This is a genomic window from Hyphomicrobium sp. B1 (assembly GCF_049532635.1).
Classification (GTDB): Bacteria; Pseudomonadota; Alphaproteobacteria; order Rhizobiales; family Hyphomicrobiaceae; genus Hyphomicrobium_B.
The window spans coordinates 590170-613074 of record NZ_CP134871.1; the positions used below are offsets into that span (position 1 = coordinate 590170).

The 22905-nt window shown below is 57.9% G+C and carries 21 protein-coding genes, 1 pseudogene and 1 riboswitch; of the genes and pseudogenes, 13 read left to right on the top strand and 9 right to left on the bottom strand.

Annotated elements, in window-relative coordinates:
• Positions 1 to 25 precede the first annotated feature (25 nt).
• Positions 26 to 361, top strand: coding sequence for a hypothetical protein (locus tag RLW55_RS02885; RefSeq protein WP_423415508.1), 336 nt, complete (start codon positions 26 to 28; stop codon positions 359 to 361).
• Here RLW55_RS02885 and RLW55_RS02890 read toward each other — a convergent pair.
• Positions 345 to 608, bottom strand: coding sequence for a hypothetical protein (locus RLW55_RS02890; protein ID WP_029670784.1), 264 nt, complete (start codon positions 606 to 608; stop codon positions 345 to 347). The two genes, RLW55_RS02885 and RLW55_RS02890, sit on opposite strands and share 17 nt — an antisense overlap.
• 291 nt (positions 609 to 899) lie before the next feature.
• On the opposite strand from RLW55_RS02890, the gene RLW55_RS02895 reads away from it, so the two are divergent.
• From RLW55_RS02895 to RLW55_RS02925, 7 genes are all read left to right on the top strand, one after another.
• Positions 900 to 1751: a hypothetical protein gene (locus tag RLW55_RS02895; protein ID WP_423415509.1), complete on the top strand. Its 852-nt coding sequence runs from the start codon at positions 900 to 902 to the stop codon at positions 1749 to 1751.
• Positions 1752 to 1841: 90 nt separating this feature from the next.
• Positions 1842 to 2240, top strand: coding sequence for a hypothetical protein (locus tag RLW55_RS02900; RefSeq protein WP_013945934.1), 399 nt, complete (start codon positions 1842 to 1844; stop codon positions 2238 to 2240).
• Between the two features lie 160 nt (positions 2241 to 2400).
• Positions 2401 to 2808, top strand: a complete 408-nt coding sequence (locus tag RLW55_RS02905; RefSeq protein WP_423415510.1) for an Hsp20/alpha crystallin family protein — start codon at positions 2401 to 2403, stop codon at positions 2806 to 2808.
• Between the two features lie 10 nt (positions 2809 to 2818).
• Positions 2819 to 5230, top strand: coding sequence for an endopeptidase La (lon, locus tag RLW55_RS02910; RefSeq protein WP_423415511.1), 2412 nt, complete (start codon positions 2819 to 2821; stop codon positions 5228 to 5230).
• Positions 5231 to 5294: 64 nt separating this feature from the next.
• Positions 5295 to 6257, top strand: coding sequence for a cation diffusion facilitator family transporter (locus RLW55_RS02915; RefSeq protein ID WP_423415512.1), 963 nt, complete (start codon positions 5295 to 5297; stop codon positions 6255 to 6257).
• Between the two features lie 274 nt (positions 6258 to 6531).
• Positions 6532 to 7416 carry an alpha/beta fold hydrolase gene (locus RLW55_RS02920; protein ID WP_423415513.1) on the top strand — a complete coding sequence of 295 codons (885 nt, stop codon included), beginning with the start codon at positions 6532 to 6534 and terminating at the stop codon, positions 7414 to 7416.
• Positions 7417 to 7550: 134 nt separating this feature from the next.
• Positions 7551 to 8474, top strand: coding sequence for a hypothetical protein (locus RLW55_RS02925; protein WP_423415514.1), 924 nt, complete (start codon positions 7551 to 7553; stop codon positions 8472 to 8474).
• Between the two features lie 153 nt (positions 8475 to 8627).
• On the opposite strand, the gene RLW55_RS02930 is transcribed toward RLW55_RS02925, so the two are convergent.
• The 4 genes from RLW55_RS02930 to RLW55_RS02945 all read right to left on the bottom strand — a co-directional run bounded on the left by RLW55_RS02930 (position 8628) and on the right by RLW55_RS02945 (position 13919).
• Positions 8628 to 9200: a hypothetical protein gene (locus RLW55_RS02930; RefSeq protein ID WP_423415515.1), complete on the bottom strand. Its 573-nt coding sequence runs from the start codon at positions 9198 to 9200 to the stop codon at positions 8628 to 8630.
• A 95-nt stretch (positions 9201 to 9295) separates the two neighbouring features.
• Positions 9296 to 11386 (bottom strand): TonB-dependent receptor plug domain-containing protein, encoded by a 2091-nt coding sequence (locus RLW55_RS02935; protein ID WP_423415516.1) that lies wholly within the window; start codon positions 11384 to 11386, stop codon positions 9296 to 9298.
• A gap of 261 nt (positions 11387 to 11647) precedes the next feature.
• A riboswitch (cobalamin riboswitch) is annotated at positions 11648 to 11873 on the bottom strand.
• 209 nt (positions 11874 to 12082) lie between these two features.
• Complete coding sequence (gene pncB, locus RLW55_RS02940) at positions 12083 to 13387, bottom strand: nicotinate phosphoribosyltransferase (protein ID WP_423415517.1); 1305 nt, start codon at positions 13385 to 13387, stop codon at positions 12083 to 12085.
• A gap of 103 nt (positions 13388 to 13490) precedes the next feature.
• Entirely contained in the window at positions 13491 to 13919 is a 429-nt protein-coding gene (locus RLW55_RS02945; RefSeq protein WP_013945925.1) for a MarR family winged helix-turn-helix transcriptional regulator, read from the bottom strand.
• A 67-nt stretch (positions 13920 to 13986) separates the two neighbouring features.
• Here RLW55_RS02945 and RLW55_RS02950 point away from each other — a divergent pair, with 67 nt between their 5' ends.
• Complete coding sequence (locus RLW55_RS02950; protein ID WP_013945924.1) at positions 13987 to 14349, top strand: VOC family protein; 363 nt, start codon at positions 13987 to 13989, stop codon at positions 14347 to 14349.
• A gap of 518 nt (positions 14350 to 14867) precedes the next feature.
• Here the strand turns inward: RLW55_RS02950 and RLW55_RS02955 are convergent.
• From RLW55_RS02955 to RLW55_RS02965, 3 genes and pseudogenes are all read right to left on the bottom strand, one after another.
• Positions 14868 to 15875 carry a serine/threonine-protein kinase gene (locus RLW55_RS02955; protein WP_423416371.1) on the bottom strand — a complete coding sequence of 336 codons (1008 nt, stop codon included), beginning with the start codon at positions 15873 to 15875 and terminating at the stop codon, positions 14868 to 14870.
• 135 nt (positions 15876 to 16010) lie between these two features.
• A pseudogene (locus RLW55_RS02960) lies at positions 16011 to 16556 on the bottom strand (PP2C family protein-serine/threonine phosphatase); the annotation flags it as partial.
• A gap of 13 nt (positions 16557 to 16569) precedes the next feature.
• Positions 16570 to 18045, bottom strand: a complete 1476-nt coding sequence (locus tag RLW55_RS02965; RefSeq protein WP_423415518.1) for a PLP-dependent aminotransferase family protein — start codon at positions 18043 to 18045, stop codon at positions 16570 to 16572.
• A gap of 153 nt (positions 18046 to 18198) precedes the next feature.
• Between RLW55_RS02965 and RLW55_RS02970 the strand changes: the two genes are divergently transcribed.
• The 4 genes from RLW55_RS02970 to RLW55_RS02985 all read left to right on the top strand — a co-directional run bounded on the left by RLW55_RS02970 (position 18199) and on the right by RLW55_RS02985 (position 21827).
• Positions 18199 to 19626: an APC family permease gene (locus tag RLW55_RS02970; protein ID WP_423415519.1), complete on the top strand. Its 1428-nt coding sequence runs from the start codon at positions 18199 to 18201 to the stop codon at positions 19624 to 19626.
• Between the two features lie 67 nt (positions 19627 to 19693).
• Positions 19694 to 20485, top strand: a complete 792-nt coding sequence (locus RLW55_RS02975; protein WP_423415520.1) for an aldolase — start codon at positions 19694 to 19696, stop codon at positions 20483 to 20485.
• Positions 20486 to 20509: 24 nt separating this feature from the next.
• Positions 20510 to 21418, top strand: a complete 909-nt coding sequence (locus tag RLW55_RS02980; protein ID WP_423415521.1) for a dihydrodipicolinate synthase family protein — start codon at positions 20510 to 20512, stop codon at positions 21416 to 21418.
• 235 nt (positions 21419 to 21653) lie between these two features.
• Positions 21654 to 21827 carry a nitrile hydratase subunit alpha gene (locus RLW55_RS02985; protein ID WP_423415522.1) on the top strand — a complete coding sequence of 58 codons (174 nt, stop codon included), beginning with the start codon at positions 21654 to 21656 and terminating at the stop codon, positions 21825 to 21827.
• A 411-nt stretch (positions 21828 to 22238) separates the two neighbouring features.
• Here RLW55_RS02985 and RLW55_RS02990 read toward each other — a convergent pair whose 3' ends face one another.
• Entirely contained in the window at positions 22239 to 22883 is a 645-nt protein-coding gene (locus RLW55_RS02990) for a class I SAM-dependent methyltransferase (protein ID WP_423415523.1), read from the bottom strand.
• Between the last annotated feature and the right edge of the window lie 22 nt (positions 22884 to 22905).

A 22905-nucleotide genomic window follows, 5' to 3' on the forward strand; every position in this document is an offset into this window, starting at 1 on the left:
CGATCGTTCGTCGAAGAATGGAGAAGTGGCCATTACCCAAGAAACGCGCAAGGCCGAGGCGCGCTTGGGCGCGCCGTTAGCCCGCAGCGATCAAGCGCTCAAGCTCGGCAAGATAAACCTGATCGACCTCGCGCATTTCGCTCGTCAGGTTTTCATTGTGAAGCCGCTCCTCGGCCTCAGCCTTTTGCAGCCTGAGCAGATCCAGCAATCCCATTCCCGCCTCCATGGTAGCTTCCAAAAAGGCTACACCGAACCATGCTCTGCGCGAAGAAAAGCGCAGAGCATGCAGGATTTATGTTGTGGATTGTCGATTCGCTCTAAACGCGGATACGCGCCTGATACCGCTACTTTCGTTGCTTGAGATAGCGCGCCGGAACTTCGCCCGCATCGACGAGCGCCTGCACGCATTCGGTGGAGAGCACGCGGCGATTGCTCTCGAAGCAACGGCGAAGCTCTGCGCTTCCCTGCTTGTACTTCGCACAGAGGCTTCCATAGTCTGCCGAACAGGCATCCTTGACCTTCTGTGAATAGGCCAGGGCCGATGTGCTCACGAGGCCGACCGCACCTGCGGCAATTACAAGGTTCAGCGCGATTTTACTTTTCTTCATTGCGTCCTTCCCAACAACTTGCCCCTCAACTTTCTTAACCCGAATTGCCAATGCCACGACATTGGTTTCCACGTTATGCATTTTGCACGGATGGAGGCTAATGTGGCACTTCGCGCCATGAACCTGCGATGAACCCGCATTGTCTCGGCCGCATCTTGCAACCCATTTCAAGATAACCATATTTTTGCCGCGATGAACCTTCGCGTTTGCTGGCCGCCAGAAAGCCCTTAAAGTCGTTGGGATGAGCGGTTGTACTGGATTTGGTTCGCAAATCTTCGGGACAGGGTCGCGATGACGGACGGACTGAGCGTTGGTTGGCGTTGGAAATCGCTACGCAGCGGCATCTGCGGCGGCGCCGTATTGGCTATGTCGCTGCTTTCGAATTCCGCTGCCTACGCCGTTAGCGATCGCGTCAAAAGTGCCTGCCGAAACGACTATTTTCAACATTGCAGCCAATACATGGTCGGCAGTGAAGAGCTTCGCCAATGCATGCGCAAGGTCGGCGAAGACCTCTCAACACCATGCCTTGTAGCCCTCGTTCAGGACGGCGAGATCACCAAGCAGGACGTTGAACGCCACAACGCCGCAAAGACTGCGGTCGAGAAGACCGGAACAGCGAAGACTGGGCCCACCAAAAAGACCAGGGTCGGCCAGGCGGCAAACGAAGCGATGGAAGACCCCAAGGCCGCGGCAGCCAAGGCAACAGCCGCTCAGACCGCCAAAACGCATAAGACGGCCGCCAAGAAAAAACATGCCAAGAAGACGGACGCGGAGAGCGCCGCGAAACCAAAGAGCACAACTGAGCCAGCCGTGACGTCGGCCAAAACCCACCACTCCGGGAAGAAAACCAAATCGGCGAAATCGACGAAGGCAGCCAAGACGACCACCAAAAAACCGATCTCTGGCAAAAATGCGAAGGCGACCGCGGCTAAGCCTGCCGCAACCGCGAAGGCGAAAACTGCCGCGAAGACCGCCACGAAAAAGGCTTCGCACTCCAAAAAGACCGCCAATGCCGCTCACGCCAAAACCAAGTCCGCAAAGACGGCAAGCAGCGCCGGGACAGCCGTTAAAGCCAAGAAAACCTCAAAGAAAAAGAGCACGGCCAAACACGCAACAAAACCTGTTGAGGCGACGGCGCCTTAAGGACTTTGACAAAGCGCAAACGACCGCCGCGCAGGACAGGCGATCGTAGTCAGGCACTCCGCCCTTCAGGCCAGCCCAATGGGAGAATTCATGTCAGGCCATTTCCACGCTGTCGTTTGGATCGATCACCACGAAGCCCGCGTTTTCCACTTCAGCGCTTCAGAGGCCGATACCATCGTTGTCCATCCCAAGGATCCTGTCCGCCACATCCATCACAAGGCGAATTCCATCGGCAGCGGCCACGCGAGCGAAGATCAGGAATTTCTGCAAAATGTCACGAATGCGCTCGCAGATGCCGGAGCCATTCTCGTCACCGGCCCGGCCAACGAAAAGAACGTCCTTGTAAACCATATCGCACAGCACGCACCTGCGCTGAAGGCAAAGATCCAAGGCGTCGAAACGCTCGGCCATCCCACGGACGGTGAGGTGCTGGCGTTGGCACGCAAATTCTTCTGGGAAGACCACCAGGAACCGCCCCGCGTCAGCTAATTACGATGGGTCGAGCCTCCTATAGCGGCTTGCTTCGCGGCATTGCTAAAACGCCCGATTAACGGCGGCGCGGATAGCGACAGATCGCGGATAGCGCGCTAGATTTCCCCTCCAACGAGCAAAAACGTCGACGGACCGATCCCTAAGGGAAAAAGTATCTATGTCGAACAAAGACCCGATGAGCTGGATGTTGTCCGAGGCCGTCGAATCCCTCGCCCGCGCCGAACGCATGCATCGCCAGTTTTTCCGGCTGCAGCCTTCGGGGCCAGCGAACGAACCTTCGTGGGAACCGCCTATTGACGTTCTGGAGACCGAAACCGAAATCCTGGTGTTCGTGGCGTTGCCGGGCGTCGATCCCGACAACGTCACAGCCGCCATCGACAACGGCGTTCTTGTCGTCTCGGGACGCCGTGTTCTGCCGCGCGAGCTTCGCGACGCAATCATCCACCGCCTCGAACTGCCGCAGGGCCGCTTCGAGCGCCGCCTTCAATTGCCGGCGGGCCGCTACGTCGTGCAGCAGTTCGTACAAAATGGCTGCCTTGTCTTTTCGCTGACCAAGGCCGGTTGAGGGATTCCCAATGAAGACACTCGGTGAGACGAACCCACCCACCTCGGAAGGCTCTGCGCCTTCGAGTCAGGGCGCTACGCCGAACATTGCACTACCGTCGGACGCACTCATCCTCGTGCCGGTTCGCAAGCTTGTGCTTTTTCCGGGCCTCATTCTGCCGATCACCGTCGGTCGCGCGAAATCCATTTCCGCAGTTCAGCAGGCCGTGCGTGAGGAACGCCAGATCGGCATCGTCCTGCAACGCGATCCGGAAAACGATGATCCCGGCCCCGACGATCTGCACCGTGTCGGCACACTTGCCAACATCGTCCGCTACATCGCGGCGCCCGACGGAACGCATCACATCGTCGTCCAAGGCGTGCAGCGCATTCGCATCCTGGATTTCCTTCCCGGCACCCCGTTCCCGGTGGCTCGCGTCGTCAACATTCCCGAGCCCGAAACGCGCTCGACGGAAATCGAAGCGCGCTTCCGCAATTTGCAGGCCCAGGCGCTCGAAGCCGTTCAGCTTCTGCCGCAGGCGCCGCCGGAACTGATCGCGACGATCCAGAACGCGACATCCCCGGCCACCCTCGCCGATCTCGCGGCAGGCTACATGGACATCCCATCCGAGCAGAAGCAGTCCATCCTCGAAACTGTCGACCTCTCGACGCGCATAGACCGCGTCTCGGCGCTCCTTGCCGAGCGCATCGAAGTCATGCGTCTCACCCAGGAAATCGGCCGCCAGACCAAAGCTGCTTTCGACGAGCGTCAGCGCGAAGCCGTGCTGCGCGAGCAGATGGCCGCCATTCAGCGCCAGCTTGGCGAAGGCGACGGCAAATCGCAGGAGGTCGCCGAGCTGACGGAGGCCATCGCCAAAGCGAAAATGCCTCCCGAAGTCGAGAGCCAGGCCAAGAAGGAACTCGCACGCTATCAGCGCATGCCGGAAGCGGCAGGCGAAGCAGGCATGATCCGTACCTATCTCGACTGGCTGATCGAATTGCCGTGGAGCTTGCCGGAAGTAAAGCCGATCGACATCGCCGAAGCCCGGCGCATCCTCGATCAAGATCACTTCGGCCTCGAAAAGATCAAGACGCGCATCATCGAATATCTCGCGGTACGTAAGCTGGCCCCTCAGGGCAAGGCTCCGATCCTGTGCTTCGTTGGTCCCCCAGGCGTCGGCAAGACGTCACTCGGCCAGTCGATCGCGCGCGCCATGGGCCGCCCGTTCGTACGCGTCAGCCTCGGCGGCGTTCACGATGAAGCCGAAATCCGTGGCCATCGCCGCACGTATGTCGGCGCGCTGCCGGGCAACATCATTCAAGGCATCAAGAAAGCCGGGGCGCGCAATTGCGTCATGATGCTCGACGAAATCGACAAGATGGGCCGCGGCATCCAGGGCGATCCGTCAGCCGCGATGCTGGAGGTCCTCGATCCTGAACAGAACAGCACCTTCCGCGACAACTATCTCGGCGTGCCGTTCGACTTGAGCCGCGTCGTTTTCATCGCAACGGCGAACATGCTGGACACAATTCCTGGCCCGCTGCGCGACCGCATGGAGATCATCAGCCTTGCCGGCTATACGGAAACGGAGAAGTTGCAGATCGCCCGCCGCTATCTCGTAAAGCGCCAGCTCGAAGCCAACGGCCTGAAGCCTGAGCAGGCCGACATCGACGACGATGCAATCGCCGCCATCATTCGGGGTTACACGCGCGAGGCCGGCGTCCGCAATCTCGAACGCGATATCGGTCAGGTGTTCCGCCACGCCGCCGTGCAGATCGCGGAAGGCAGCACCCAGCATGTCCATATCGGCGTCGCGGACGTCAGCGCGACGCTTGGACAGCCACGCTTCGAGAACGAAGTCGCCATGCGCACCAGCGTTCCGGGCGTCGCGACAGGCCTAGCCTGGACACCCGTCGGCGGCGACATCCTCTTCATCGAAGCGACCCGCGCACCCGGCAAAGGCGGCCTGATCCTGACCGGCCAGCTCGGAGACGTCATGCGTGAAAGCGCCCAGGCGGCGATGACGCTCGTCAAGAGCCGCGCGACCTCGCTCGGTATCGATCCCGCCATTTTCGAACGAAACGATATCCATGTGCACGTCCCCGCCGGGGCTACGCCAAAGGACGGCCCGAGCGCGGGCGTCGCGATGTTCATGGCGCTCGTCTCGCTGCTGACGAACCGCACGATCCGCAGCGACACCGCAATGACTGGCGAAATCTCGCTGCGCGGGCTCGTGTTGCCGGTCGGCGGCATCAAGGAGAAAGTTGTTGCAGCAGCCGCGGCCGGCATCACCCGCGTGATGCTACCCGCGCGCAATCGCCGAGACTACGACGACATCCCGGAGGATGCCCGCAAGCACCTGGAGTTCATCTGGCTCGAACGCGTCGACGATGCTGTAGCTGCAGCGCTCGAAAGCGCGCCTTCCGAGAAAGTGGAAAGCTGATACTGCCGCTCGCCAAGCGATAGGGAATTGCAATTGCGGCCAAGCTCTAGCAACCATACGGCAAATGAGCGAAACCGCACTTTCCAAAAGAGTTGTCTACGCCGCCCTGATCGGCAATCTACTGGTCGCCGCCACAAAATTTGTTGCTGCGGCGGTGACCGGTAGCTCGTCGATGCTGAGCGAAGCGGTTCATTCGCTGGTCGACACCGGCAACGAAGCTCTGCTGCTCTATGGCTATTTCCGCTCCAGTCGCCGCCCCGACGACACACATCCACTAGGGTATGGCCGCGAACTATATTTCTGGAGCTTCATCGTCTCGTTGCTGCTGTTCGCGATCGGCGCCGGCGTGTCCATCTACGAAGGCATCGATCATATCATCGAGCCGAATCCCATCACCAATCCTGGCGTCAACTATATCGTATTGGCGATCTCGGCGGTCTTCGAGGGTACGTCTTGGTGGATTGCGCTGAAGCGCTTCGGTAAGCTGAAGGGCCGGCGCGGATACTGGGAAACGGTGCGCGACAGCAAAGATCCACCCTCGTTCATGGTGCTGTTCGAAGACACTGCAGCGCTCATCGGCATTGCAATTGCGGCGGCCGGAAACTTCGCCGCACAGCATTGGGATATTTCCTGGGTCGATGGCGCAGCGTCGATTCTCATCGGCATCGTTCTCGCCATCGCCGCCACCGTCCTTGCACGCGAGAACAAGGCGCTCCTTATCGGCGAACGCGCCAGCGATGAAGTGATCAGTTCGATCCTCTCCCTCGCGATCAGTGAACAGAGCGTCGACGGCGCCAATAACGTCTTCGCGCTGCATTTGGCGCCCGATCAGATTCTGGTCGCACTGAGCCTAGAATTCTCCGACGAACTTCGCACGCCTCAAATCGAAGCCGCCGTCGTCCGTCTCGAAGAGCGAATTCGCGCCATGCACCCGGAGGTCATATCGCTCTTCATCAAGCCGCAGACGCGCCGCACGTTCGAAAAAATGCGCGCAGAATTCTACGGCAATAGCGAGGAAACCGGCTGACGGCGCAACAGCGGAAACGGCGGCGACGTCGACCTTTAAACAGCCAAAACCTTGCGATCGCGGGACTGCGTGCGGTGTGCGTAACGCGAATCGAGGCGGCGACGTAACGCTTCTGTATGTTCCCAGTGATCCCAACCCTTCGCGGGTGCCTGCCAAGCTACCGGTCCAGCCAATCCGCCTCCTTCATGAAACGAGGACACGAACCGTGAAAGCTTTTATTATCCTCGCCCTCGCAGTCTCTTTCTTGGCGGCCGATGCCGCGCAGGGGGCTCCCTTGGAATCGACGTCCGCTTCGACGACTTATCACCGCGTTGCGATCGACGGCATCGGCATATTCTATCGCGAGGCCGGCCCGAAGAACGCACCGGCGATCGTTCTGCTGCATGGCTTTCCGTCGTCCTCTCGCGAGTTCGACACGCTCATTCCTCTGCTCGCGACGCGCTATCATGTGATCGCACCGGATTTTCCGGGCTTCGGCCAGAGCGACGCGCCCCCACCGTCAGCTTATGCTTACACGTTCGATCATCTAGCGAACACGATGGACGCGTTCCTCGATCAACTCGATATCAAGACATACTCGTTCTATCTCCACGATTATGGTGGACCTGTAGGATTCCGCATCATGCTCGCGCATTCGGAGCACATAAAGTCGCTCATCATCCAGAACGCAAACGTCTACAAGGAAGGTCTGGGAACCAAGTGGGCGACTATCGCAAAGTACTGGTCCGATCCGAAATCCCACCCCGAGGTATTTGAAGCATTCGTTTCGCGGACAGCGACCGAGCAGCGCCACACCTTAGGCACATCGCATCCGGAGCGTTACAATCCGGATACGTGGACGGACGAGTACGCTCATCTCTCAAAACCCGGACAGCACGCCATACAATCCGCGCTTCTCTACGATTATCGCACGAACGTCACATCCTATCCGGAATGGCAAGCGTGGCTGCGGGCGCACAAGCCGCCGACGCTGGTGGTGTGGGGACGGAATGATCCCTCGTTCATTGCGCCGGGTGCCGAAGCATTCAAGCGCGACCTACCCGATGCCGAAATACATTTGCTTGATGCAGGACACTTCGCGCTGGACGAGAAAAATGACGACATCGCTCGTCTGATACTCCAATTCCTGGCGAAACGTGTCGACCGGGCCGCGCCCTAAGAAGCGGCGGCACCCTCCGGGCGGCAAGTAACAAACCGATCCCAATGCACGTAGTGCTCGATGGCAGGGCAGTCATGCTTGCCGCGATCTCTCATGTTCGCTCAGCTTTCCAAGAATTCAACCCGGAGCATCCGATGACCCCCCGCATCGCAATCATATTAACCGGCGTCTTGATCGCCGCAGGAAGCAGCGTCGCGCAGGCAAAGCCTCACGCCAAGAATCCCGATAAGGCACAGATCGTCGCCGTAGATCGCTTCAGCGCCAAGGCGGCGCATTTGCAATTGCGCACCTCAACCAATGGCATCCCGGGCCCCAATAAGCCCGTCGATTTCGACAAAGGCCCTTTCATTACCACCGGACTGTCACCGACCAAGGGCAAGCCGGTGCGCTATTACAATTTCGATGTCCAGAATCTGACCCCTGCTCCCGTTTATGTCTTCTATCGCAAGGGTGAGAAAAGCCCGATCTCAGGTCAGCTCGACATCATCGATAATCTGCCGGGAGAAAAGGGCTATAACGATTTCCGCCAGGTCTACAAAGTCTCGGTTCCATCCGATTATGTGGTGAATTCAATCACCGATAAAACTCAATTGCGCCAGTCCGGTTACACGATCGAGAAAACCGATACCCTGTTCAACATGCCTGTGGTTCCCGACAAATCGGTTGCGCGACAACGTCTGAACGGTGAGAGCGCCGAACTGCAGCGCGCCTGGTACAAGGGCAAAGTTGCGAAGTATTTCGCTTTCAACGAAGCGCCGCTTTCTGTGGCTGGGGCGGACGTCCCCATTTCGCCGATCTACGTAACTTTCAATGTCAATCCCAATGAGCCGAAGGGCGGTCCAGGTTCGGGTTTCCGCAGCGAACCCAACTCCCCGCAAACCCACAACGTCCCTGCCACGCTTCCGGGCGAAGAAGGTTATTCGCCGCTGTGGTCGGTCAACGTCTACGACAATTCCGATTGGTCGAAAGTCAGCAATCTGGATACCGCGCAGAACGCCAAATTGCTCGGCCCAGGCGTTGCAAACGTCAATTGCCCGATCGTTTTCGTCACCCCTTGAGGTGACAAGAATGCGGAGCCCCCCGGGGCCTCTGACACTCCCGCACTTCGCCGCGCGTGAGCCGCGTTACCGGCCACGCCGGCGAATTGGCCTTATAAGCTGACCGCGGGATGACGGCATCGTCGTCCCGAGGTCAACAGAAGTCGAGATGGTTCACGCCGTGCGCGGAGCTTGCTGCGCAGAAACCAACGGGCGAGCGAAACGGCTCGCAATGACGGACAGAATCAACAACCCAACAAACGAAAGGGCGTTGACTTCAAACACTCTGGCGACGGTTGCGACAGAGAAGGCATCATCCGAACTTCCGAGCGGGATGCCTGCGACGTAGAGCGCCAGCTCATAGGCCGCGAAAGCCAGCAAGAACGAGACGGCCAGAAGCACCGGCCAAGCGCGGGTCATCCCAGTTGCAAGCCGAGCAGCAGCGAATGCACCGATCGTTGCGACGCCGATCGCCGCGCCCCAGGCATACGACTCGAACGTGTCCGGATAGCTCAGGAACGCATAACCGACGATCTGGTTGGTGAGCCATGCCGTGACGACGAGCGCCAATCCCGTGCGGGCATCCATTCGTGTCGCCGCCAGCGCTGCAATAGCGGCGAGCGGCGCGGCGCAGGCGAACGCGAAGCTGCCGCCAACGCTCAAAGCTGCGATGAGCGCCACCCAAATGGCACTCAGGGCAAGCGATGAGGAAAACGTTTGATCGTCAAATCGGGAACCAAATTTCATTGTCATGTCCTTCTGAAATCGTTCTCTGGCGGACGAAAGCGCCGGGACGGGAGGCTATCCGTAAATACCATAGCCGTCGCCCGCCAGAGAAGCGCTTAGTTCGTAAACCTGATACCGCCATAGGCGCCGATGCCGGTCGCCAGGAAGCCGTCAGGAATCTCGTAGTGCTCGTCGAAAAGGTTATCGATGCGGCCGTAGATGCTCATATTGTCGGTCAGCTTGTAGTCGGCCGCGACGTTGACCACCGTGAAGCTCGGCAAGATCTCGTTCTCGAATGTCGCGCGATTGATGTCGAGCGAGTCACCGTAGTAGAGCACCGCCCCCGTCAGGAGCAGCTTGTCCGTCGGCGCCCATCCGAGAGAGACGCTCGCCTTGTTGTGCGGGCGGCGCAGAAGCCATCCGCCCGTATCTTCGTTGGTTGCCTGCGTGTAGGTATAATCCGCACGGATACGAAGATCCTTCGTCAAATCCGCTGAAATAAACGCTTCGACGCCATCCGTTTTCGCGTTACCGACATTGGCATACGTTGAAACGAAGGTCGTTGGATCGTAAGTGCTCTCGATCAGATCCGTGATGTCGTTCCGGAAGTAGGTCGCGCCAAACTGTGCGCGGCCACCGAAAATTGCTTGCTCGAAGCCGACATCGTAACCGGTATTTTCCTCCGGTTTGAGATCAGGGTTTCCATAGAAAAAGTAAGCGGGATAATCCTGAAACCGCTGGCTGAGGCTCGGGGCTTTGAAGCCCGTGCCAATGCTGCCCTTGATCTTGGTTCCTGTGCTCTCGATCACATAGGCCGGCGCGACACGCCACGTCGTGTGACCGCCGAAGTTCTCGTTATCATCGTAGCGCACGTTCGCCGCGACGAAGAGATTGCGAATGACCTCAGCCTGAAGCTCCGTATAGACACCGTTGTTCCACTCCTCGGCGAATGTGCGCTGGCCCTCATAGGAAGAACCACCGCCCGAAAAGACCTCATTGATCTGGCGGCCATCAAATTGCTCGATCTGATGTTCGGCGCCTGTAACCAGCGTATAGCCCGGCGCGAGGTTCCAAACATTGCGCCAATCGTACTTAACCCGGTCACCCTGATAGTAGCTGTTGCCCGTGAGGTTGACGTGGTCGATATTATCGGTATGAGAGTTGGAATAATTGATGCCGAAATAGTTCGTCAGATTGCTGAACGTGCGCCAGACTACTTCGCTGCGCGAGTAAAAATCATCGACGTCGGAACCCGATTGATATGGCGCCGGATAGGATGTGTTTGTGAACGGATCGTAGGCGTCACCCGTGTAATGCAGCGTGCCGTCGGTGTATCGGGCGACGAGATTGACCGTCACATCCTTGGTGATATCGACACCGACTTTCGATGAGTAGGTCCAGTTATCGTATCGGTTCGAATGACGCTGCTCTCCCGGAAGAAGTAAATTCTCGGGCGTCACGGGGATGTCGTCGGCGCGAAAATGCGAGACATTGAAGTAGTAGTTGTACTTGTTCGTGCCACCGCTAATGCTCGCAGCCTGATTGAACGTCCCAAAAGAGCCGCCCTCTATCATTGCGGTCGCCTTCGGCGGACCATAGCCCCTCTTCGTGTAAATCAGGATCACGCCACCGAGCGCATCCGCGCCGTAAAGACCACTCTGCGGACCGCGCAAAACTTCAACGCGTTCGATATCCATGGCGAGCATCTGGCCCAGATCGAACGTGCGATTGGGTGTGGTCGGATCGCTGACGTCGATGCCGTCGATCAGAATCTTCGTGTGATTGGAGTTCGTTCCGCGCATGAACACCGACGTCTGACCGCCAGGACCGCCGGTCTGCACGATGTTAAGACCGGGAACCATCTTCAAAACGTCAGGCAGCGTGCGGCGCTGTTGAGCCGCGATTTCTTTTGCGGTGATAACTGTGACGGAACTTCCGATCTGATCGACGGGCTCGGGCGTACCCGTTGGAGACACCGCGATGTCAGAGGAATCGACGGTCGTCGAAGAATCGCTGGAATTCGAAGCGGCCGGCGTTGAAACCTGTTGGGCCGCTGCCGGCGCCTTGACCTTTTTGGACGGCGCATCGCTGTCGTCGTCTGCCATGACGTTGACCGCCGGCAACTTGGTATTCGGCGAAGCTGGAACTTGCGCGCTCGCTTCCTGAGCTAAAATTCCAACTGTTGCAAAGGCGAACGCTATCCGCATTTTTCGCCGTCTTGACACACGCAGCATGAGACCCCCGGTCGCTGAAATCGGGGTGAGTTTCCAATTCGATCTGCAGATGTGCGGGATACGAGCGCGCAGACGCTGCGACGCGGCTCTTGAAAGCTGCGTCCCATGAATATCTGCACACTTGAAAGTTTTTATCCGCTCAGCATAACGACCTGCACGACCGAAGTGGTTGCCCACCGGTTGACATACAGCCGCCGCTACGGGTTTCCGCTCTACCGCGCCCTGCGCACGGGAGATGGGCAGCTTGTGCCGGCAGGTCTCCTGACTTGCGGCTCAGGCGTCTTCTCCGGCCTTCCCGAGGATCTCTATTGCGAGATCTTCAGTGGCTTTAGTCGGAGCCGACTCGCCGCTTACAGTTGCGAGGGCAGTCTCGGCATTGGCGCAAGAAGCGCCGCACCGCGTTCCCTTTTCATGACCGCTCAGCTTTCGCCGAGGGCCAACCGTCACGCCAACGATAAAGAAATAAGTCGGCCGAGCTGTCAATCCGGGATTTAAAGAAATTCAGCAGCACGCGTTTTGCGGATTTGCAATGCATTTGCCGCTGCCTTCCGGGAATCGGACAAATTCAGCATACGGATGTATCTCCCTGGATATTTTTCAAGGATGATTACGACCGGCGAGGATTGGCTTTTCTTTCTTCGCAACCTTTCGAGATCAGTGCTTCGACCATCACACGCGCACTGGATGAATAGCACGACCCTCCACTCCAAAGACACGCTCGTAGCGTTTCATTTCCGCAGACTCTCCCGTAGCTTTCGCGGAATTGTCAGACAGCTTGACCGCCGGTTTGCCATTGACGCGCGTGACCTTGCAGACAAGCGAGATCGCATCAAGACCAGGAGCGCCGTCCGGATCGCAGCCGCGAAAATCATTGGTGAGATTGGTGCCCCAGCCGAAGCTGGTTCGCACCCGCCCGTGAAAATGACGATACGTGTCTTCGATACTGTCGATATCCATACCGTCGGAGAAGATTAGTAGTTTTCCGCGCGGATCGACACCGTGCGCCTTCCACCACGCGATAATCTGTTCTCCGCCCTCGATCGGAGGCGCGCTGTCCGGGCGAAAGCCAGTCCATCCTGCAAGCCAATCGGGCGCACGCGCCAGAAAGGCTTTGGTTCCGAAAGTATCGGGCAACGCGATCAGCAGATTCCCGCGGTATTCCTGCCGCCATTGCTCCAAGACGCGATAGGGCGCCTTCGCCAAGTCCTCGTCACTATCTGCAAGAGCCGCTTCCACCATCGGCAATTCGTGAGCGTTGGTGCCGATAGCTTCTAAGTCGGCATCCATTGCAAGCAGCACGTTCGACGTTCCGATGAAGTGTCCGTCCAGCCCTTCTTTCAGTGCTTCGACGCACCAACGTTGCCATAGAAATCCGTGCCGACGCCGCGTGCCGAAGTCGGAAACGACAACGTCCGGCAGAGCGCGCAGCCGCTCCACCTTCTGCCAGAGCTTCGCCTTGGCGCGCGCGTAGAGCACATCGAGCGCAAAGCGACCCTTGGCGCGCATCGCGGCGCGCGACCTGAGTTCGTTGACGATCGCCAGCGCCGGAATTTCCCACATGGTCGTGTGGGTCCAAGGCCCTGCGAAATCGAGTTCATACTGACCATCGACTTTGCGAAGCTCATAATCCGGCAACTGAAAATCGGCGAGCCACGCGATGAAGTCCGCACCGAACATCTGCGTTTCGCCGTAAAAGCTGTTACCGGCGAGCCAGATGAGCTCCTTCTTGGTGAAACGTAGGGCACGTGCATGATCGAGCTGAGCACGCAACTCGCCCTCATCGAGGACGTCGGCAAGACGCACATCCTTCGAGCGGTTTATGAGCGAGAAAGTCACCCGCACTTCCGGGTGGACCTTGCGGATCATTTGCAGCATCAGCAATTTGTAGAAATCGGTATCGAGTAAACTGCGGATGATCGGATCGAGCCGAAAATTGTGATTGTAGGTACGCGTCGCAATGTCGGTGACGGTCATGATGTCAATCTAAGATGATGCGCTAAATGATGAGCTACAGCAAACGCCAAAGTTATCAGCAGCAATAGTGGATAAGCCCTGAAGCGCCATACCTCCAACAGTTCTATTTGCACATGGCATTGTGAAGCCGGTTCATCAGATCTACGGCATCCGTCACGGTATCTGGAGAGACCGCAGCCTCAAGAACCTCCTCAATCCGCATCACCTCAGCATTTGCCGCCTCGGCCTTCAGACGCCCTTTGGGCGTTAAACGCGCAAGCTGCCGGCGACCATGATGAGCGTCCTGTCGGCGCTCCACGAGCTTCCATCCTTCCAGCTTCGCCAAAACGCCCTGCATCGATTGCGGCGTTATGAATGCGCGCTCCGCAAGATCCGCGTTGGTCTGGTCCGGCCTCGCATTCAATTGGGCGAGCACCGCATATTGCGCAGGATTGAGCCCAAGGGGCTTTAAAGCCTCCTCCAAACGGCGATGCAGGGCATGCTGAGCAAGCTTCAGCCGGTAACCCAGCAGCGGGGTCATGTCCTTGTTCATTGCAATATCAGCCGCCTTATATTATATCAGGTGACTGATATTATCACCGCACGCCAAGGAGGCAACGATGAGCAGACTGACTGGACCCGATTTTATCGCCATCCAAACCGAAGACCTTCAAGCTGCCCGAGCCTTCTATGGCGACAAGTTGGGCCTGCCCCTGTTGCAAGAGACGCCCGAAGCGGTCGTCTTCAACAGCAAGCCTGTTCCGTTTGCGGTCCGAAAGCCGCTGATGGATCTGGAAGCCGCTCAAGGAAAATTGGGCTGGGGCATTGCGCTATGGTTCGCCTGCGATGATGCCGACGCGCTGCACGAAGAATTAGAGGCAGCAGGAACACCCATCATCTTCTCGCCGAAGGACGGCCCATTCGGAAGGTATTTCGCGTTCCGCGATCCATTTGGCTACACGATCACGGCGCATACCGCATGACACGCTAATGGATAGGCATTGCAAATCGCGAAAGCAGACTTCGACAAATTCGAGGCGCGGCGGAAACGTGATCTCAAGATTCCAGATGCAGCGGAAAGCAATTTCCACCGGCCCCAGCCCATACCCAATCGATTAAAGAGGGAAATCTGCGGCACAAGCATCAGTCGTTCGCAAGGGTAGTCAAAACTGGCGGTGCGGACGGTCTGACGCGAACTCGTGTCTCGCAAACCAAATTCCCTGCGTTTTAAGCGAAGCAGCGAACTTAGCGCGCGATCAGACATCTAAGCCGAATGCGGAGCCACAGTACTGCGCCCATCCGTTGCTGTCCGCATTCGGATTACGAGTGGGCGGCATAGCTAAAGGATCGAAGCCTCGTCACGACCCTTAGCGGTCATCACGCTAACTCGGAACCCCGTCGCTTGTTTTGCGATCAACAGAGAAAGCAGACACCGCCCCTTGCTCGCTCCGGTCCGAAAGCTGAGCAATTCTCCACATGGCGGGGCCAAGCGCACCTCACCTTATCTCATAAGGAGGAACTCGACGATCGCGACAGCGATAAGCAATGCGGAAATGCATTTCCAAAGAAGAATCGGATTGCGCCTGAACAGCGGCACCGCATTTCGTGGCGGCAACACATTCAGCATCCCTGTTTCAAGCTGGTAGATCAGCTCTTCCACGTCTGCAAAGCGGTCGTCTCGGCGCAGGGAAATCGCTTTCATGATTGCGGCCTCCAATCGCGCCGGCATCTCAGGACGGTATTGAGAAGCGGGGATGGGCGGCCCAAAAAGAGGCGTAGTAAATGGTGCGGTCTCTCCATACGGATAATGCCCCGTGAAGAGGCGATAGATCGTGACGCCGAGAGAAAATTGGTCGGAGATGGCATCGCCAAGCTCTCCTTTGAAGAGTTCGGGAGCCATATAACTCGCGGTTCCGGGCACTTCATTTTCCGGAAGTTCTTTAAAATTTGGTACGCGTGCGATGCCGAGGTCGATGAGTTTGAGCCCTCCGTCACTCGTCAAAATGACGTTTCCAGGCTTGATATCGCGATGTGCGATGCCACGCCGATGAAGCGAGGCAACTCCGCGGGATAATTTTAGTGCGATCGCAACCGCATCGCGGAGGGGCACCTGCTCTTCGGAAATTTTAGTCTCGAGGCTTTTGCCCGCATAGAAGGGCATCGCTATATAGAGCCGGCTTTGACTGCCTTCGGGCAAGGCTAGTGTGCGTCCCACATAGGGACTTTCGACTTGCCGCCCAAGAAAGCCCTCGCGCAGGAAGGCAAGCCTTGCACCATCCTCCGACAGTAACATCGTTTTTGGAAATTTCAGGACGATCCGATTTTCCCGATCTCTAGCGACGAAGATACGAGCGTATGCCGCGTCGGAGAGAAGATGTTCGAGACGGTAACCGTCGATTGTTTCTCCTTCTTCCGGAGGCGGCAGAATCGCGAGGCTATCCATTTCCGCCGCCAACGCATCAAAATCAACCGATGGCAGCGCAATGAAATCGACGACCAATGCGGTCACATTGTCCTGCGATCCGGCAGCGAGCGCTGCGGCTGTGATCGCGTCCGCGTCAGCCTGGGAACTTTTTCGAGCGCAAAGCAATCGAGCGATCTCTTGCTGCGTGAGGACCCCGTGTACGCCGTCGCTCGTGAGGAGGAGCCGATCGTGATCGTCAAGTGACTGCCGAATGAAGTCTAGCCGCAACACCGGTTCAAGCCCCAGCGCGCGCAACAGAACTGCCCTATCATCGCTACTGATCGAAACATGATCTTCGGTCAAGAGCGCCAACGCAGCACCACGCAAATGCCAAGCCCGACTATCGCCGATATGCAAAACAAGTGCCTCTCGACCGCGAAGGACGACGCCCGTGAAGGTCGTTGCGGCGCCCTTCATCGTGGGTGTTCGAGCCTGAGCGTTCAGCCATCGATTGAAGCCATCCATGGTCTTTGTCGCCGCCGAAGCCACACTGCCCAGAGGATTTTGCGAACGAAACCCATCGAAGAAATTTTGAACGGCAAGTTCGGCGGCGATACGACCCCCTTTGCTGCCGCCGACGCCATCGGCGAGAGCCACGAGCACGCCCTGAAGTGCGCGCTCCTCCTCAGAACCAAGATCGGCGGCGGCAAAATCCTGATTGTCGAGGCGGGCACCACAGTGGCTGGAGAAACCTATGCTGACCTCTGTGCTCGTGCGGCGCGCCATCACAATTTCCCGATTAACGTTTCGTTTCGGCGAGTGCCGCACCCATTCGCGCTGTCGCGGCGGCCAGTTCCTTGACGTCGAGGCTCGCAAAACCCAACCGAAGCGCGCCGACCGCTTGTCCGGTGGACGAGAATGCATCCGGCATTTGAATATGGAGCTGCTTCTCCCGGCACCGCGCGACCAGACGCTTCAAGTCAATACCATCGAAGCGAACCCAAAAGGCGAGACCACCGTCAGGCACGTTGAATCTTGCTCTCCCTCGAAGGACCCCATTCAGGCCATCAGCAAACTTAGCCCGCCGCTCGATATAATGGCGAAGCATTTTGCGCGTGTGGCGATGGATTTCGCCCGCTTCGATCAGCTCCGTGATTGCTGCCTCCATCGCCGGATCGCCCTGCCGGTCGATCATCATGACTTCTCCCGCCATCCGATCAATAAGTGACCTGGGCGCACAAACGTATCCGAGCCGCAAACTCGGACTCAGGAGCTTCGAAAGCGACCCGATATAAATGACATGCCCGGCAGTGTCGAAGCTTGCCAGCGGTAGCATCGGCTGATGGCTGAAATGAAATTCATGCTCGTAGTCATCTTCGATGATCGCGAAGCCGAACTGAGCCGCCAACAGAATAAGCCGCATCCGCCGCTCGGGCGTCATGCAAACCGTCGTTGGAAAGTGATGATGCGGCGTCACGTAGACCGCGCGCACACGCTTCCTGCGGCACACCCGCTCAAGATCCTCCACATCGATACCATCATCATCAACATGGACCGTCGCGATTTCCGCGCCCACGCGCCGAAACGCTTCCCGTGCGGGAGGATAGCTCAACGTCTCAACGACGACCGTATCTCCAGGGTTAATGAGCGTCTGCGCTGCGAGAAAAATACCCATCTGACTTCCTCGCGTCAGACAGATGTTGTCGGAGCCAGCCGCCAAGCCCCGGTCCGCCGTCAGCATCGCCGCGAGCGCAGATCTGAGGCCCTCCGATCCCCGAGGATCACCATAGCCCAACCGGCGGAGTTGCAGCGTTGAGCGTAAGCCGTTTCTATAGGCGCGCGCCACGGCTTCGATTGGCACGTGACGTATTTCGGGTGCGCCGTCATTGAAGCTGAGCCATTTCGATGGTGGCAGATCGGCAGCAAGCGTGACTTCCGGTCGAGAGAGCTTGAAAGATGGCTCTAGCGGAATGGTACTGGCGCGCGGCCGCTTGTCGACGCTGACCTTTGCCAGTTGCGGAAGATTTTCCGCAACGAACGTTCCACGACGCAATTCCGTTGAAACCCAACCTTGGGCCTCCAGCTCGGCGTAGGCGTCCATCACCGTTTTTCGATTGATGCCCAGCGTCTCACCGAGTTCACGGCTTCCTGGCAATGGGAAGCCCGGCGCAAGCCGTCCGCGTCTCACATCCTCGATGACGGCGTGAACAATCTGTTGGGAGACGGATTTCTTTCCCCGCGTGAGTGCGAGAGAGAGGTGCCAGGGGCGCAACATTCTGGTCCACTCGCTTTTTAAGATCTGGCTGTGTTGATGGGGCCAGTTGCTAGCATATCCTTTTCGCAGATGCAGCAGGAAAGAGCCGAATGACGGGTCGCGAGAAACACGCGGCACCGAACGATGTCCCTCGCGCTCAATAGGAGATACGGGATGCAACCCACGAACCAGCTGAAGTCGAACTGTCTCAGCTTCACGGAACTATTGGCCCAAGCTGTGGCCTTGATTTCGCCCACCATGACGGCAGCGCTAATCATTCCCGTCATGTACTCGAACACCGGCGACTGGAGCTGGCTTTCCTATGCTCTTGGCACGGTCATGTTGCTGTTCGTTGCCTTCAATCTCAATCAGTTCGCGCGCCGATCGACAGGCTCTGGTTCGATGTACGCTTACATCTGCCGCGGCCTTGGCCTTAATGCTGGCGCCGTCGGAGGATGGTCGCTGCTCTGGGCGTACATGGGCATCACCACCGCAGGTGTGACAGGCTTCACGATCTTCTCGGGCAAACTTCTGGCGATGGCTGGAATCAGTGCGCCACCACTGCTGCTTTCCGCCGTTTGCGTCGCCACCGCCTGGTTCCTGGCATGGAAGAACGTGCAGCTTTCGGCGATCATGATGCTCGTCTGCGAAGGCGCCTCGATGGCCCTGATCGGCTTGCTCTGCTTCATTGTCCTCTCCCAGCATCACTTTGCAATCGACAGAGCTCAGTTCGCGACGTCGACCTTCCCAGCATCTAGCATGGGCCTCGGCGTGGTAGTGGCGATCTTCAGCCTTGTCGGCTTCGAGTGTGCAACGGCTTTTGGCGATGAAGCCAAAGATCCGCTGAAAACGATCCCTCGCGCGGTCGTCATGAGCTTGCTGATTTCCGGCGCCTTCTTTGTCTTCGTCACCTACGTCATGGTGCTCGGAACGCGTGGATACTCGACGTCTCTTGATAAGCTCGACGCGCCCCTGAACGTTCTCGCCGATCTCGCACGCGTGGGCGCTCTTCAAGTTCCGCTTTCGCTGGGCGCGATGATCAGCTTCTTTGCGCTCGCGCTATCTTGCCTCAATGCCGGATCACGCATCCTCTACACGATGGGTCGCCACGGCATACTTCCGCCCGTTACCGCGACGTCGCACAAAACGAATGAAACACCGCATGTCGCTGTGACCGCGCTCGCTGGCATCGCCTTCCTCATCCCCGTCGCGGCGACGGCCGGTGGAATCGCGATGCTTGATCTCTTCAATTATGCTGGCACATGCGCAGCATTTGGTTTCCTCGTGCCCTATGCGCTGATAACGATCGCCGCACCCGTCTATCTGAAAGCCATCGGCCAACTTCAAACGAAAGATGTGGCGGTTTGTATAGTCGCGTTGATGCTGCTCGCGATCCCGACTGTCGGAAGTGTCTATCCTGTGCCGGCCGCGCCCGTAGACAGCTTCCCATATCTTTTCCTCGCCTATCTCGCGATCGGCCTTGTCTGGATCCTAGCCTTCCACCGCCGCAAACCCTCGGCCGCTGCAGATATCATCAGCGACCTCAAGAGCAATCACGACCGCTTCGTTCCTGGCAGCGGCCCGGCCCTCAATGCTCCCTGACGCCGACGTGAGAGGCCGAGCCGCCGGCCTCTCTCACTTTACCGCGCGATCGAAGGAGAGAAAATAAATGTCCGATACACTTACGCTTTCAAAAAGCGAGTTGGTCTCGATAGCCCACCAAAGAATGGGCACCGAACTGGCCGTCGGCGATTACTCGACGAGGCAGAAGCTCGCGCTTACCTGCCGCATTCTTTTTGACGGTGGCCACGATTCAGGCCTTGCTGGCCAGATCACGGCGCGTGCCGAGGAGCCCGGCACTTATTACACACAGCCCTTCGGGCACGGTTTCGACGAGATCACCGAAGACAATCTTCTTCGGGTCAATGAGAATCTCGAGACCGTCGACGGTCGAGGAATGCCAAATCCAGCCAATCGGTTCCATACCTGGATTTATCGCGAGCATCCGCGCGTCAACTGCATAATCCACACGCATCCGTTCTATTGCTCCGCGCTTTCCATGCTCGAAATTCCTTTGGTGATTTCGCACATGGATACGTGTCCGCTCTACGAGGACTGCGCGTTCCTCGAGAAGTGGCCGGGTATCCCTGTTGGTAATGAAGAAGGGATCATCATATCGGGAGCGTTGGGGGAAAAGCGCGCCATCTTGCTTTCTCACCATGGAATGCTCGTTACCGGCTCCACAGTCGAGGAAGCTTGTGTGCTCGCGTTGCTGATGGAGCGAGCAGCAAAGCTTCAGCTAACTGCAATGCCCGTCTCGGACATCAAGCCTGTCCCCGAGCTTTTGGCCCGCGAGGCGCATGACTGGATTTCGACGCCCAAGCGCTATTCCGTCGCTTTCAATTATTACGTCCGCCGCGCCCTCAAGAACCACGCGGACGCCATCAGAGCCACAGCCTAAATCACCGTCAAAAAGAGGTTTATCATGGCACCGAAATTCAAGGGCATCATCGCTTATCCGATTACGCCTTTCACGAGCAATGAAGGCATCGACGCTGCGGCGCTCAAGGCATCGATCGACATGATGATCGCAGATGGCGTGCACGCGATTGCGCCATTGGGAAGCACAGGCGAAAGCGCCTACCTCACCGATAGTGAATGGGACGAGACGGCTGAGACGGCGATCAATCAGGTGGGAAAGAGAGTTCCGGTTGTTGTCGGCATTTCCGATCTTACGACGCGCAACGCCGTACGCCGGGCGAAATTTGCCGAGCAAGCCGGTGCAGACGCGGTTATGGTGCTTCCGATTTCATATTGGAAGCTCAACGAGCAAGAGATCTTCGCGCATTACGCCGCGATCGCGCAGAGCATCAGCATCCCGATCATGCTTTACAACAATCCAGCAACTAGCGGCATCGATATGCGGCCGCCCTTCATCGCCAAAATGGTGAAGGAGATCGACAATATCACGATGGTCAAAGAAAGCACCGGCGACATCCAACGGATGCATCAGCTCTACAAGCTCTCCGACGGTCAGATCCCATTTTACAATGGTAGCAATCCGCTTGCGTTCGAGGCTTTCGTTGCCGGAGCTACCGGTTGGTGCACCGCGGCGCCCAATCTCATTCCAAAGCTCAATCTCGAACTTTACAGTGCGATACAGGCGGGCGATCTCCCGGGGGCGCGCAAGGTGTTTTACGACCAGTTGCCGCTGCTGGAGTTTATTGTCGGCAACGGAGGATTGCCGCCGACGATCAAAGCGGGCCTCAAGATCAAAGGTCTTGATGCCGGCAAGCCGCGGAGCCCATTGAAGCCTCTTTCGGACGAGAACGTAGCGATCCTTTCGAATCTCATGCGCACGCTCAGCGCCGACCCTTACAAGGCGGCGGCGTAGGCGCAGGGTTTGTGCGAAGGATCTGACGGTTGAAAAACTCGTCATCTTCGGCAACGGCATGGCACCGGGGCGGATGCTCGAGCATTTGCTCGAAGCCGCGCCGGATCGCCATGCCGTGAAGATCTTCAACGCAGAGCTGCGCATCACAAGTGGTTGTTGCACTGGGTCATGCCGGTGGCCACAACCATGCGCCTCCTGACGAAGTCGATTTCGGGTAAAAGCGCTTGAGAACCTGATGGTGTCGAAGGCGCTGTTCGACCCCACCGCGACTGACGAAATGGTGGACTACTACGAAAACCGGATCGGGCCGCATATAGTCGCGAAAATCGTTGCGACAGCGTGGAACAATGCAGCATTCAAACATCGTCTGCTCACCGAGCCTTTGCTTGTCGTCTCAGGGAATGCTTAGATACTTGCCAGTGGTGCTGGCTCGGTTTCGGGTCAGGGCGGCGGGCCTGCCCACCGCAGCTACTGAGCCGCCTTTTGATCCTGCTCCATTGGGGTAAGTTTGTGCAGGTCTATTCCTAATCAGACAGCCGACCTCATGACTTATTCTGCTAATGGCCATTCAGCGGAAAGCGGCGCGAATGGCCCGAGAAATCGGTCGTAAGCTGGATCAGCACGTCGGCGGATCCACCTATGGTGGCGTGACCTGACTATCGCGAATGTCGGGGGGCATGTCATGGTTCTGCATGGTCGAGCAAGCCGCGAGAGAAAGCGGCGCGACCAATAAAAAAAGCAGCGCAATTCGTGTCATATTTTCGCCTTTGCATTCTCCGCTGTGTAGCCTTTGACGATCCCGTCGTACGCAATCCGTCCTTCAGTTCTTGACCGCCGCCGCTACCAAGCCCCGCATGCCAAAGGGCAGCCTGATCGTTTCGATGAAGATGTTCCGATCGTCGAAGCCGCCCTGGCGAAGGGTGCGGTTTAGGTCGGCGGCGTCATAGAGCCTGTGGGTGTCAGAGCCTGAGAACTTCCACTTGCGCATCGTTGCGCGGTCAGTGACGTAGATCACGACGCGTCCTCTGGGCTGCAACACCCGATAGATCTCGGCAATCTCCTTGCCCTCAATGCCGAAGAAATAGGCGACGTTGATCGCGATCACCTTGCTGATGCTGTCATCAGCATAAGGAAGATCGTCAAAATGACCGAGACGTAGATGCACTCGGCCGTGGGAAATTTCTTGACGGCTGGCGCGCTTGGCGATGTCGAGCATCTCGGGCGAATGATCGATTCCGAGCACTTTTCCCCGCATGGCTTGTCGTGCCAAGCTGACGATGCCACGGCCCGGGCCAAAACCAAGTTCGAGCACTGTATCGTGGGGCTGAACGTCGAGCGCTGCAATGGCGCACCTGTGTGGTGCGCCATTAATGAGTGCCATTAGCCGACCAGCAAACCGACCGTAGCGCCCGCTAGGCGTGCGAAGTTGCTTGCCGAGGCCGGCCCAGATCGAGACCATGTGCATGGCGGTCCTTTTTCTTCAATGC